General features: G+C 72.0%; 11 protein-coding genes. 9 read left to right on the plus strand and 2 right to left on the minus strand.

The genetic code is table 11. The features are described from left to right. Window positions 1–123: 123 nt before the first annotated feature. From ABD345_RS35770 to pstB, 9 genes are all read left to right on the plus strand, one after another. Window positions 124–747, plus strand: coding sequence for a hypothetical protein (locus ABD345_RS35770; protein ID WP_344558443.1), 624 nt, complete (start codon window positions 124–126; stop codon window positions 745–747). A 79-nt stretch (window positions 748–826) separates the two neighbouring features. Further along, window positions 827–1,747 carry a mycothiol synthase gene (gene mshD, locus ABD345_RS35775; protein WP_344558444.1) on the plus strand — a complete coding sequence of 307 codons (921 nt, stop codon included), beginning with the start codon at window positions 827–829 and terminating at the stop codon, window positions 1,745–1,747. 285 nt (window positions 1,748–2,032) lie between these two features. Beyond that, window positions 2,033–4,471, plus strand: coding sequence for an RNA degradosome polyphosphate kinase (locus ABD345_RS35780; RefSeq protein WP_344558445.1), 2,439 nt, complete (start codon window positions 2,033–2,035; stop codon window positions 4,469–4,471). Window positions 4,472–4,563: 92 nt separating this feature from the next. Beyond that, window positions 4,564–5,634 (plus strand): CHAD domain-containing protein, encoded by a 1,071-nt coding sequence (locus tag ABD345_RS35785; protein WP_344558446.1) that lies wholly within the window; start codon window positions 4,564–4,566, stop codon window positions 5,632–5,634. A gap of 39 nt (window positions 5,635–5,673) precedes the next feature. Then, entirely contained in the window at window positions 5,674–6,180 is a 507-nt protein-coding gene (locus tag ABD345_RS35790; protein WP_344558447.1) for an NUDIX hydrolase, read from the plus strand. Window positions 6,181–6,425: 245 nt separating this feature from the next. After that, complete coding sequence (pstS, locus tag ABD345_RS35795; protein ID WP_344558448.1) at window positions 6,426–7,565, plus strand: phosphate ABC transporter substrate-binding protein PstS; 1,140 nt, start codon at window positions 6,426–6,428, stop codon at window positions 7,563–7,565. 176 nt (window positions 7,566–7,741) lie between these two features. Continuing rightward, window positions 7,742–8,725 (plus strand): phosphate ABC transporter permease subunit PstC, encoded by a 984-nt coding sequence (pstC, locus tag ABD345_RS35800; RefSeq protein WP_344558449.1) that lies wholly within the window; start codon window positions 7,742–7,744, stop codon window positions 8,723–8,725. After that, window positions 8,722–9,798 (plus strand): phosphate ABC transporter permease PstA, encoded by a 1,077-nt coding sequence (gene pstA, locus ABD345_RS35805; RefSeq protein ID WP_380274279.1) that lies wholly within the window; start codon window positions 8,722–8,724, stop codon window positions 9,796–9,798. The genes pstC and pstA overlap by 4 nt, the downstream gene beginning before the upstream one ends. Before the next feature lie 41 nt (window positions 9,799–9,839). Beyond that, on the plus strand, window positions 9,840–10,616 hold the full coding sequence (pstB, locus tag ABD345_RS35810; RefSeq protein WP_344558451.1) for a phosphate ABC transporter ATP-binding protein PstB: 777 nt from the start codon (window positions 9,840–9,842) through the stop codon (window positions 10,614–10,616). Window positions 10,617–10,766: 150 nt separating this feature from the next. On the opposite strand, the gene ABD345_RS35815 is transcribed toward pstB, so the two are convergent. Both ABD345_RS35815 and ABD345_RS35820 read right to left on the minus strand, forming a co-directional pair. Beyond that, window positions 10,767–11,762: an inorganic phosphate transporter gene (locus ABD345_RS35815; RefSeq protein ID WP_344558453.1), complete on the minus strand. Its 996-nt coding sequence runs from the start codon at window positions 11,760–11,762 to the stop codon at window positions 10,767–10,769. 5 nt (window positions 11,763–11,767) lie between these two features. Beyond that, complete coding sequence (locus tag ABD345_RS35820) at window positions 11,768–12,388, minus strand: DUF47 domain-containing protein (RefSeq protein WP_014137429.1); 621 nt, start codon at window positions 12,386–12,388, stop codon at window positions 11,768–11,770. Window positions 12,389–12,599: the final 211 nt, after the last annotated feature.

Below are 12,599 nucleotides of genomic sequence, written 5' to 3' on the forward strand. Positions count from 1 at the left end.
CTGCAGGGGGGACCCTGTGGGAGAGTAGGACGCCGCCGAACAATCATTCAAAGAAAGGGCTCCAGCCGTCAGGCTGGGGCCCTTTCTGCATTTCCGGATCCATTCGGACGGAGGGGGAGAGCGGTGGGGTTCACCGGGGTGTGGGTGGTCGTGGCGCTGCCCGACGGCGAGCTGGGGCAACTGCCGGCACCGGACGAGGGGTGGTTCGTGCCGCCGGGCGAGGTCGGGGGCGAGCGGGCCTGGTGGGAGGCGGTGCACGAGCGGGGCGGCGCGGGCCGGGTCGTCCACGGGCTGTGGGAGGACGAGGACGCTGTTCGGCTCGGGGAGCTGATCGGCGGGTGGTACGAGGGGGCGGACGCGCTGGAGGAGTTCCGCGGAGCGGCGCTGGAGCGGGTGGACGAGCGGCGGCCGGAGCAGTTCTTCGCCGTGGCGATGCGGAAGGCGTTCCCGTTCGGGGCGCTGGCGTACGGGGTGGGACCGGGGGCGGTGCTCGGGCTGCCGGGGTGGTTCGGGGAGTTCGTGCTGAACGCGGATCAGCTGCGGGAGCGGCTGCCGGAGTTCGAGGCGGCCCTGGGGTGGTCGGGGGAGGAGCGGGAGCGGGTCCTCGGCCGGGTGCGGGCCTGGTTGACGGGGCTCGGGGACGAGCCGGACCACCCGGCCGAGGAACTGCTGGACGGTCCGCTGCGGGTGGTGCGGTGGGCCGCGGCCCGGGGGTGGGGCGTCCTGGGGGCGGCCCCGGTCTGCTGAGTGGCCGGGCGGCTGCCGGCGTCCGGTCCCCGCTGGGGAGCCCTGCTGGAAGCGGGGCGGAGAACGTAGGCTCGCCGGTATGCGGACTTCTGAGAACACGTCAGGTGCGGGTCACGTCGAGCGGGTCGAGGTGCTGACGCCGGGGCAGGTCGGGGCGGTGCGCGAGCTGCTCGCGGCGGCGGCCGGGGCGGACGGCCGGGAGGCGGTGTCGGAGGCCGGTCGACTGCGGATCCGGCCGGACAGCCCGCGCGAGGGCGTGCGGCACCTGGTGCAGTCGGTGGACGGCGCGGTGGTCGGTTACGCGCAGTTGGAGGGGGAGCGGCCGGGGACGGTGGAGCTGACGGTGGCCCCGGCCGAGCGCGGTCGCGGCCTGGGCGGCGAGCTGGTGGACGCGGTGCTGGCGCAGGGCGCGGGCGGGCTGGACTTCTGGGCGCACGGCGGCCTCCCGGCGGCCCGGCACCTGGCCGAGCGGCACGGCGCGGTGCTGGTGCGCGAGCTGCGGCAGATGCGGCGCACCGCGCCGGCGCCGGAGGCGGTGCCGCTGCCCGCGGGCGTGGTGCTGCGGACGTTCGAGCCGGGCCGGGACGAGGCGGCCTGGCTGGCGCTGAACGCGCTGGCGTTCGCGCACCACCCCGAGCAGGGCTCGTGGACGGAGCGGGACCTGGCGGAGCGGATCGCCGAGCCGTGGTTCGACCCGAAGGGCTTCTTCCTGGCGGAGCGGGAGGGGCGGCTGGTGGGCTTCCACTGGACGAAGACCCAGCCGGACGGGCTCGGCGAGGTCTACGTGGTGGGGGTGGATCCGGCGGAACAGGGTAATGGCCTGGGTAAGGCGTTGACGGCGGTGGGCCTGCGACACCTGGTCCTGGAGCGCGGCCTGCCGACGGTGATGCTGTACGTGGACGCGGACAACGCGGCGGCCGTCCGGGTGTACGAGCGGCTGGGTTTCACCGTCCACGAGGTCGACCTGATGTACCGCTGGGAGCCGTCCGGTCCGCGCTGAGCCGGTCGGACCCGGTCGGAAGGGAGCGTCCGCTAGCAGCCACAGGGGTGACGGACTCAGCTTTCCTCCTGGCCATGCGGTGTTTACCGTGGATTCAATTGGCGCCGCGAAGATCACAGAATGTCGTCCGTATTGCCGCGTCCGCGTCACCGCTCCACCCACCGTCCGCCCGGGCGGATCCCGGCGTCCCCGGGCGGATGGACCTGGGTCGACGAGGACGAGCAGCTTGCGGAGTCATGCCCTTCGCCCCACCGGGGCCGCGTCCTGCAGGAGGAGCTGGAACCGATGAGCATCCCCCGCCCCGTCTCCGACTCGGCCGATCCGGCCGAGCGCAGCAGTGAGCAGAAGCCGGCCGTGCGGTCGGGAGTCAGGTCCGGGTCCGGTGCCGGCGGCAGGGTCGCCGTCGGCAAGGACGCGGGCAAGGAGTCCGGCAAGGAGGCGCGGCCGCGTCCGGCGCCGGCCCGCGGCAAGAGCAGGGCGGCCGGACCGAAGGCCGCCGCCGGGTCCGGGTCCGCCGAGCCGGGGACGGCCGACGGCAAGGCGGTCGAGGGCAGGGCGGCCGAGCCGGTGCGGGTGGCGACGGCGCTGCCCGCGGCGGTCTCGGCGGCCTTCCCGGCGGGCGGCCCGGGTGCCGGGGGCGCGGAGGAGGCGGAGCTGCCGCAGGGCCGGTTCCTGGACCGCGAGCGCAGCTGGCTGGCGTTCAACGAGCGGGTGCTGGAGCTCGCGGAGGACCCGGACATCCCGCTGCTGGAGCGGGCCAAGTTCCTGGCGATCTTCGCGTCCAACCTGGACGAGTTCTTCATGGTGCGGGTGGCCGGTCTCAAGCGCCGGATCGCCACCGGCGTGGCGCAGCGCTCGGCGTCCGGCCTGCAGCCGCGCGAGGTGCTGGACCTGATCTGGCGGCGTTCGCGCGAGCTGATGGCGCGTCACGCGGCGACCTTCCAGCAGGAGGTGCTGCCGGACCTGGCGGCCGAGGGCATCGAGCTGGTGCGCTGGCCGGACCTGGCGGAGACCGAGCAGGCGCGGCTGCACACGCTGTTCCGGCAGCAGATCTTCCCGGTGCTGACGCCGCTGGCGGTCGACCCGGCGCACCCGTTCCCGTACATATCGGGCCTGTCGCTGAACCTGGCGGTGGTGGTGCGCAACCCGGTGTCGGGGCACAAGCACTTCGCCCGGGTGAAGGTCCCGCAGTCGCTGTCGAGGTTCCTGGAGGCGTCGCCGCAGCGGTACGTGCCGCTGGAGGACGTGATGGGGGCGCACCTGGAGGAGCTGTTCCCGGGGATGGAGGTGCTCGCCCACCACGCGTTCCGGGTCACCCGCAACGAGGACCTGGAGGTGGAGGAGGACGACACCGAGAACATCCTGAAGGCGCTGGAGAAGGAGCTGATGCGGCGCCGCTTCGGCCCGCCGGTGCGGCTGGAGGTCGAGGAGTCGATCGACCCGTACATCCTGGACCTGCTGGTGCGGGAGCTGAACATCACCGAGGCGGAGGTCTTCCCGCTGCCCGGGCCGCTGGACCTGACCGGGCTGTTCGGGATCGCCGACCTGGACCGGCCGGAGCTGCGCTACCCGAAGTTCGTGGCGGGCACGGCGCGCGGGCTGACCGACGTGGAGTCGGCGACGCTGCCGGACATCTTCGCCGCGATGCGCGAGCGGGACGTGCTGCTGCACCACCCGTACGACTCGTTCTCCACCTCGGTGCAGGCGTTCCTGGAACAGGCCGCCGCCGACCCGCACGTGCTGGCGATCAAGCAGACGCTGTACCGCACCTCCGGCGACTCGCCGATCGTGGACGCGCTGATCGACGCGGCGGAGTCCGGCAAGCAGGTGCTGGTGCTGGTGGAGATCAAGGCCAGGTTCGACGAGCAGGCGAACATCAAGTGGGCCCGCAAGCTGGAGGAGTCCGGCTGCCACGTGGTGTACGGCCTGGTCGGGCTGAAGACGCACTGCAAGCTGTCGCTGGTGGTCCGCCAGGAGGGCGACACGCTGCGCCGGTACTCGCACGTCGGCACCGGCAACTACCACCCGAAGACGGCCCGGCTGTACGAGGACCTGGGCCTGCTGACCGCCGACCCGCAGGTCGGCGCGGACCTGTCGGACCTGTTCAACCGGCTGTCGGGGTACTCGCGCCGCGAGTCCTACCGGCGGCTGCTGACCGCGCCGCGCGGGCTGCGCGACGGGCTGGTGGCGCGGATCAACGGGGAGATCGCGCACCACCGGGCCGGGCGGCCCGCCTGCGTCAAGATCAAGGTCAACTCGATCGTCGACGAGGTGGTGATCGACGCGCTGTACCGGGCCTCGCAGGCCGGCGTGCCGGTGGACGTGTGGGTGCGCGGCATCTGCGCGATCCGGCCGGGCGTGCCGGGGCTGAGCGAGAACGTCCGGGTGCGGTCGATACTCGGGCGGTTCCTGGAGCACTCGCGGGTGTTCGTGTTCGGCAACGGGGGCGACCCCGAGGTGTGGATCGGCAGCGCCGACATGATGCACCGCAACCTGGACCGCCGGATCGAGGCGCTGGTGCGGGTCACCGACCCGGCGCACCGGGCCGAGCTGAACGGGCTGCTGGAGCTCGGCGTCTCGGACGAGACCGACTCCTGGCACCTGGGCGCCGACGGCACCTGGACCCGGCACGCGCAGGACGCCGAGGGCCGGCCGCTGCGCCACGTCCAGGACCTGCTGATCGACTCGCGCCGCCGCAACCGCGGCTCCGCCGCCGCGCGCTGAGCGGCACCCCGCCCGCGCCGGGAAGTCGCCCGGCGCGGGCGGACTGCACCCCTGGGGCAGGCCCAGGGAGGAGATCGGGGAGAGCCACAGCCATGACCGATGCGCCGACGACGGCCCCGGTGGCGCGCGCCGCGACCACCGGGGAGGTCCTTGCCGGCTACCTGACCGTCCAGGCGGGCGCGTTCCTGCGCGCCCTGCCGCAGGCGGTCGGCGAGGCGGGGTCCAGACCGGGGGCGCTCCCGGCGTCGGCGCGGGCCGCGGACGACCTGCTGCGCGCGGTGCGCCGGGTCGGCGGGGTGCTGCACACCTTCGCGGCGGCGTTCGACCCCCAGTGGGCGCAGGAGTCGCGCACCGAGCTGCGCTGGCTGCTCAACCTGCTCGGCCAGGAGCCCGGCTACCAGCGGCGGGCGGTGCGGCTGCTGGGCGCGCTGGACTCGCTGGCCGACACCTCCCCGGACGCGGCGGGCATGCTGGCCGGGCACGCGGGCGCGCCCAAGGCCCGGGCGCTGCTGGAGCGGCAGCTGACGCTGGCCAGGACCAGGGCGCACACCGCGCTGCTGCAGGAGCTGCGCTCGGCCCGGCTGCACGCGCTGGCGGACCGGATGACGCTGCTGGCCGGGGACGTGCCGCTGGTGGCGCCGACCGCCGCCGAACCGGTGGCGGCGCTGCTGCCGCAGACCGCGGCGGCGCTGGGCGCGCTGCTGGGCGCGGGCGAGCGGCTGCCGTGGCAGCGGGCGGCCCAGGCGTACGGCGGGGCGGGCCTGCACCGGCTGGTCGCGGCGGACGCGGAGCCGGGCGGGGTGCCGGCGTCGCGCACCCCGGCGGACGCCGACGCGGCGCTGGCGGCGGACGACGCGCCGTGGCTGCGGGCCCGGATCCTGCTGAAGCGGGCCAGGTACGCGCTGGAGGTGTGCGGCGGGACCGGCGAGGGGCTGGCGGAGCTGGACGGCGTGCTGGCGCGCCACCAGGAGGCGTCCGACGCGGCGGTGACGGTGGCGACGGCGGCCCGCACGCCGCGGATCACCCCGGCGACGGCGTACGTGCTGGGCGTGGTGCACGCGGACCAGCGTTTGGAGGTCGAGTCGGCCCGGTACGCTTTCGGGCGCCAGTGGCCGGGGGTGGTCCCGGGGCTGGTGGGCCCGGTGGCGGCGCTGCCGGGCTGAGCCCTCGTCGCCCCCGCCCGGACGGACCGCGTACCGCTGATGCCCGATCGTTCCTCCCCGCCCGACCGCGCCCCCGCCCGGTCGGGCGGCGCCCTTCAGAGCCGCCGTCCGGCGGCGGGCTCCCGTTCGACGGTGCTGGCGGCGGGGGCGGTGCTGTGGGTGCCGGGGCCGCCGAAGAAGGGCGGCAAGGGCCGCAAGAAGCCGCGGATCGCGCTGGTGCACCGGCCCAAGTACGACGACTGGAGCCTGCCGAAGGGGAAGCTCGACCCGGGCGAGGGCTGGCGGGCGGCGGCGCTGCGCGAGGTGCTGGAGGAGACCGGGATGCGCTGCGTGCTGGGGCCGGAGCTGCCGGCGCAGCACTACCTGGCGCACGGCCGGCCGAAGGAGGTCCGGTACTGGTCGGCGGTGCCGACGGGTGGCGCGTTCCGGCCCAACCGGGAGGTGGACCGCCTGGAGTGGCTGCCGCCGAAGCGCGCCAGGGAGCGGCTGACCCACCCGCGGGACCGGGTGCTGGTGGACGCGCTGCTGGAGCTGCTGTTCGACTGATCGGCCGCCCGGGTGGTTCGCACAGGTCGCACGGGTGATCTCACCGCGCCCCCACCGTGACGCAACCGTTACTACCGGCCGCAGTTTCCTGACGTCCCTTCGAGGTTCACTCCCCGTTCATTTGTGACCGGCTGACGCGTCACCTGTCCTGCCTAACTTCTGGGTTACCGGAGGGCCGAAAGGGCCCCGGACCACAGCAAAACCGGTCGTTCCGAGACCGGCATTGCCTCAGAAAGGGACACCCAGTGAACCTGCGGAACGGCCGCTCCAAGGCCCTCGCCATCGGTGCCGTCGCGCTCGTCTCCACGCTGTCGCTGTCGGCTTGCGGCACGGACGACAACACCGACAAGTCCTCTTCGAGCACCGCGGCCTCGGGCGGCGCGACCACCGCCGCCAAGATCGCCTGTGCCGACAAGGGCGGCCAGCTGCTGGGCGCCGGTTCGACCGCGCAGACTCCGGCGATCGACGTCTGGAAGGCCGCCTACAGCGCCGCCTGCTCCAGCGCGACCCTGACCTACTCCGGCGGCGGCTCCGGTGCCGGTGTCACCCAGTTCAACCAGGGCAAGATCGCCTTCGCGGGTTCCGACTCGGCCCTGAAGCCCGCCGAGGTCGACGCCTCCAAGAGCGTCTGCACCGGCGGCCAGGCGATCGACCTCCCGATGGTCGGCGGCCTGGTCTCGATCGTCTTCAACGTCGAGGGCGTCGACAAGCTCGTCGTGGACGGCCCGACCCTGGCGAAGATCTTCGACTCGCAGATCACCAAGTGGAACGACCCGGCGATCGCCGCCCTGAACCCGGGCGTCACCCTCCCGGCCGCCGACATCCAGGCGATCCACCGCTCGGAGGACTCCGGCACCACCGCCAACCTGACCGGCTACCTGGCCAAGGCCGGCGGCGGCAACTGGAAGTACCCGGCCGCCAAGGCGTGGGCGGGCCAGGGCGGCCAGTCCGCGAACGGCTCGGCCGGTGTCGCGGCCCTGGTCAAGCAGACCAAGAACTCGATCTCCTACGTCGAGCTCTCCTACGCCCAGACCAACAAGCTGAACAGCGCCTCGATCAACACCGGCGCCTCCAAGCCGGTCGAGGCCACCGCCGCCAACGCCGCCGCCACCCTGGCCTCCGCCAAGGTCGTCGGCACCGGCGCCGACCTGGCGCTGGACATCGACTACGCGACCAAGGCCGAGGGCAACTACCCGATCACCCTGGTCACCTACGAGATCGTCTGCGACAAGGGCAACAAGGCCGAGACCCTGCCGGTCCTCAAGTCCTTCCTGAACTACACCGTCAGCGAAACCGGCCAGCAGGCCATCGGCGCGGTCGGCTACGTGCCGCTGCCGGCCGAGCTCGCGGCCAAGGTCAAGACCCAGATCGACGCCCTGGCCTGAGGCTGAGCGACGACCGGCCGGGCGGCCCCCGAAGGAGGGGGAGGGGCCGCCCGGCCGGGCACTCGTCCGAGCGCGCCGCGCGTCGCGCACCACGCACCACCACCACGAACGTCCGGGGCACCGCCGCCAAGGTGCCGCCCTCCGCGGGGCAGCGCCGCCAGACCGGAGTAACGACCATGACTTCTGCACCCCCCGCCGACACGCGGGGACGGACTCGACGGAGCCGGGGCGACAGCCGCCGCGGTGACAGCGTGTTCTTCAACCTCTCCCGGGGCTCGGGCGTCCTGCTGCTGGTCATCATGGCCGCCATCGCAGGCTTCCTCGCCTACCGTTCCGCCCTCGCGCTGGGCAAGAACGAGGGCAACTTCCTCACCACCTTCGAGTGGACCCCGGACGCCGCCAAGCCGGTGTTCGGCGTCGCCGTCCTCACCTTCGGCACCCTGGTCAGCGCGCTGATCGCGATGCTCATCGCGGTGCCGGTCGCGGTCGGCATCGCGCTGTTCATCTCGCACTACGCGCCGCGCCGGATCGCCCAGCCGTTCGCCTACCTGGTGGACCTGCTGGCCGCCGTCCCGTCCATCGTCTACGGCCTGTGGGGCGTGCTGTTCCTCGTCCCGCACATGGACGGCCTGACCAGCTGGATGGACCAGTACCTCGGCTGGACGTACGTCTTCGACCAGTCCAGCACCGGCGTCGCCCCGCGCAACCTGTTCACCGTCGGCATCCTGCTCGCCATCATGGTGCTGCCGATCATCACCGCGGTCACCCGCGAGGTGTTCCGGCAGGTCCCGCGGATGCACGAGGAGGCGGCGCTCGCGCTCGGCGCGACCCGCTGGGAGATGATCCGCACCGCGGTGCTGCCCTTCGGCCGCCCGGGCATCATCTCCGCCTCCATGCTCGGCCTGGGCCGCGCGCTCGGCGAGACCATCGCGGTCGCCACCGTGCTGTCCACCAACAGCGAGTTGACGCTGCACCTGCTCGACCCGGGCGGCGGCACCTTCGCGGAGAACATCGCGCTGAAGTTCAACGAGGCCCAGCCGCTCGGCCGGGACGCGCTGATGGCCTCCGGCCTGGTGCTGTTCGTCATCACCCTGCTGGTGAACGGCGCGGCCCGCATGATCATCGCCCGTCGCAAGGAGTACTCGGGGGCCGCCGCGTGACCACTGCAACCATCACCGACGCCACGCCGCCGCAGCTGGCCCACCGGCTGACCGCGGCCCGGCTGCCCCGCTGGGCGCCGGCCGGCATCGCGGCCGTCTCGATCGCGGTCGGCTGCGGCCTCGGCGCCGTCGCCGGGCTGGAGAGCCACCTGCAGTGGGGCCTGATCTCCGCCCTGCTGTTCCTGGTGGTCAGCTACGCCGTCTCGGCCTCGGTCGAGGGCCGCCGCCAGGCCAGGGACCGGTTCGCCACCTCGCTGATCTGGGTCTCCTTCATCTGCGCCGTGGTGCCGCTGGTCGCCCTGACCTTCTACACCGTCCAGCAGGGCATCGGCGCGATCAACGGCGACTTCCTGACCCACTCGATGAAGGGCGTCGTCGCCACCCTCAGCCCGGACGGCGGCATCTACCACGCCATCATCGGCACCATCGAGCAGGTCCTGCTGGCCACCCTGATCGCCGCGCCGATCGGCCTGCTCACCGCCGTCTACCTGGTGGAGTACGGCCGCGGCCGGCTCGCCAAGGCGGTCACCTTCTTCGTCGACGTCATGACCGGCATCCCGTCGGTCGTCGCCGGCCTGTTCGTCCTGTCGCTCTGGAACATCATGCTGGGCTTCGAGTACTCCGGCTTCTCGGGCAGCCTCGCGCTGGCGATCCTGATGATGCCGGTCGTGGTCCGCTCCACCGAGGAGATGCTCAAGCTCGTCCCGAACGAGCTGCGCGAAGCCTCGTACGCGCTCGGTGTGCCGCGCTGGAAGACCATCCTGCGGATCGTCCTCCCCACCGCCGTGGGCGGGATCACCACCGGCGTGATGCTGGCGGTCGCCCGCATCACCGGTGAGACCGCCCCCGTGATGATGCTGGTCTTCGGTGCCGACTTCATCAACAGCGACCCGTTCAACGGACCGCAGCAGTCGCTGCCGCTCTACATCTGGCAGCAGTACTCGCAGATCAACAACGACTACGGCTACCAGCGCGCGTGGGGCGCGGCCCTGGTCCTGATCGCCTTCGTGATGGGTCTCAACCTCATCGCCCGGGGCGTCGCGCGCTGGCGCTCGCCCAAGGGCGGGCACTGACACCGACTGACGTACGAACAGACGAGAGAAGACGAAAGATCATGGCCAAGCGCATCGACGTCAGCGGACTGTCCGCCTACTACGGCTCCACCCGCGCCATCGAGGACATCTCGATGACCATCGAGCCCCGCTCGGTGACCGCCTTCATCGGCCCCTCGGGCTGCGGCAAGTCCACCTTCCTGCGCACCCTGAACCGGATGCACGAGGTGATCCCCGGCGCCCGGGTCGAGGGCAAGGTGCTGCTGGACGACGAGAACCTGTACGGCGCGAACGTCGACCCGGTCGCCGTCCGCCGCTCGGTCGGCATGGTGTTCCAGCGTCCCAACCCGTTCCCCACCATGTCGATCTACGACAACGTGGTGGCCGGCCTCAAGCTGGCCGGGGTGAAGAAGAAGTCCGTGCTGGACGGCGTGGTGGAGAAGTCCCTGCAGGGCGCCAACCTGTGGAACGAGGTCAAGGACCGCCTGGGCAAGCCCGGCGCGGGCCTGTCCGGCGGCCAGCAGCAGCGGCTGTGCATCGCCCGGGCGATCGCGGTCGAGCCCGAGGTGCTGCTGATGGACGAGCCCTGCTCGGCCCTCGACCCGATCTCCACCCTCGCCATCGAGGACCTGATCGGCGAGCTGAAGTCGCAGTTCACCATCGTGATCGTGACCCACAACATGCAGCAGGCGGCCCGCGTCTCCGACCGCACCGCCTTCTTCAACCTGGCGGGCGTCGGCCAGCCGGGCAAGCTGGTCGAGCTGGACGACACCCAGCGGATCTTCTCCAACCCGTCGGTCCAGGCCACCGAGGACTACATCTCCGGCCGCTTCGGCTGACCGGCCCGCCCGTCCCGGGGCCGCAACGAGCTGCTCCGCGGCGCTGCATGGCGGTGCCGCCGCGGAGTACGAGAGGAAGGGCCCGCCCCCGTGCTGTGGGGGCGGGCCCTTCCGCCTTCGGTCGCGCGTCCGGCTCCGGCCGCGCGGGCGCTAGAGGAACAGCAGGTTCACGATCCCGTACATCGCGGCGGCCACGATCGCCGCCGCCGGCATGGTGATGAACCAGCCCATCACGATGTTCTTCGCCACCCCCCAGCGGACCGCGCGGACCCGCTTGGTGGCGCCCACGCCCATGATCGCCGAGGTGATCACGTGGGTGGTGGAGATCGGCGCCGCGTAGACGAACGAGGTGACGTACATGACCGCGGAGGCGGTGGCCTCGGCGGCGAAGCCCTGCGGCGGGTCCAGCTCGATGATCTTCCGGCCGAGGGTGCGCATGATCCGCCAGCCGCCCGCGTAGGTGCCCAGCGAGAGCATCGTGGCGCAGGAGATCTTCACCCAGATCGGGATCCCGTTGCCGGTCTGGTGGCCGGAGATGGTCAGCGCCATCACCACGATGCCCATGGTCTTCTGCGCGTCCTGCAGGCCGTGCGCCAGCGCCATCGCGGCCGCCGAAGCGGTCTGCGCCACCCGGAAGTTGCGCTTGGCCCGGTGCGGGTTGGCCCGCCGGAAGATCCACAGGATCGCCAGCATCACCAGGAAGCCGCCGATCAGGCCGACCACCGGCGAGACGATCATCGGAATGATGATCTTCTCGACCACGCCGTGCCAGACCACCCCGATGCCGCCCGCCAGCGCCGCGCCCACCATGCCGCCGAACAGCGCGTGCGAGGAGGAGGACGGCAGGCCGAAGTACCAGGTCACCAGGTTCCAGGTGATGGCACCGACCAGGGCGGCGAACATGATCGCCATGCCCTTGCTGCCGGTCGGGGTCTCGATGATCCCCTCGGAGACGGTCTTCGCCACCCCGCTGCCGAGGAAGGCGCCCGCCAGGTTCATCACCGCGGCCATCGCCAGCGCCGCCCGGGGGGTCAGCGCCCGGGTGGAGACCGAGGTGGCGATCGCGTTGGCGGAGTCGTGGAAGCCGTTGGTGTACGTGAAGAAGAAAGCGACGCCGATGACGACGATCAGTGCTGCCATGTCCACGGAGGTCAGGACTCCTTGACGGCGATGGTCTCCACCGTGTTGGCCACGTGCTCGAACGCGTCGGCGGCCTCTTCGAGGACGTCCACGACCTGCTTGAGCTTCAGCACCTCGATCGCCTCGTACTGGCCGGAGAACAGGTGGGCCAGCAGCTTGCGGTGGATCTGGTCCGCCTGGTTCTCCAGCCGGTTGACCTCGATCCAGTACTCGGTGAGGTTCGACATCGACCGCAGGTTGGGCATCGCCTCCGCGGTCAGCTCGGCCGCCCGGGCCAGCACCTCGATCTGCTGCTCGATGCCCTTCGGGAGGGTCTCGATGTCGTACAGCACGACCAGGTCGACGGCCTCCTCCATGAAGTCCATGATGTCGTCCAGCGAGGAGGCCAGGTTGTAGATGTCCTCCCGGTCGAACGGGGTGATGAACGAGGAGTTCAACTGGTGGAAGATCGCATGGGTGGTGTCGTCCCCGGCGTGCTCGGCGGCGCGCATGCGCTCGACGATCTCCGCGCGGGCTGACACGTCCGAGCCCAGTAGTTCCAGCAGGAGCTTCGATCCGACGACCAGGTTCTCCGCCGCAGCGGCGAACATGTCGTAGAAGCTCGTCTCCTTCGGGGTCAGGCTAAAACGCACGGAAATCTCCGATGTGCGGGGTCGGTACTTGACGATGCTAGGCGCACACCCACCGCTCGTGAGCACGGGGTTGCCGACGCGCGCCCTAAGTGTGTCCCACGACACGCCGGTTTGCTCCCGCTCTGCACGGGGATCTCTGTCCTGACGCCCGGACGGCGGAACACCGGACCGGTGCCGCGTGTTGGAATCTGGGGGTACCTCCCGGGCCGGA

Origin of the sequence: Kitasatospora saccharophila (assembly GCF_039529925.1) — a bacterium.
In the GTDB taxonomy this organism is placed as follows: Bacteria; Actinomycetota; Actinomycetes; order Streptomycetales; family Streptomycetaceae; genus Kitasatospora; species Kitasatospora saccharophila.

Coding starts and splice junctions, on each gene's coding strand:
- mshD (WP_344558444.1), top strand. CDS start 827: ATGCGGACTTCTGAGAACACGTCAGGTGCGGGTCACGTCGAGCGGGTC.
- ABD345_RS35780 (WP_344558445.1), top strand. CDS start 2,033: ATGAGCATCCCCCGCCCCGTCTCCGACTCGGCCGATCCGGCCGAGCGC.
- ABD345_RS35785 (WP_344558446.1), top strand. CDS start 4,564: ATGACCGATGCGCCGACGACGGCCCCGGTGGCGCGCGCCGCGACCACC.
- ABD345_RS35790 (WP_344558447.1), top strand. CDS start 5,674: ATGCCCGATCGTTCCTCCCCGCCCGACCGCGCCCCCGCCCGGTCGGGC.
- pstC (WP_344558449.1), top strand. CDS start 7,742: ATGACTTCTGCACCCCCCGCCGACACGCGGGGACGGACTCGACGGAGC.
- pstB (WP_344558451.1), top strand. CDS start 9,840: ATGGCCAAGCGCATCGACGTCAGCGGACTGTCCGCCTACTACGGCTCC.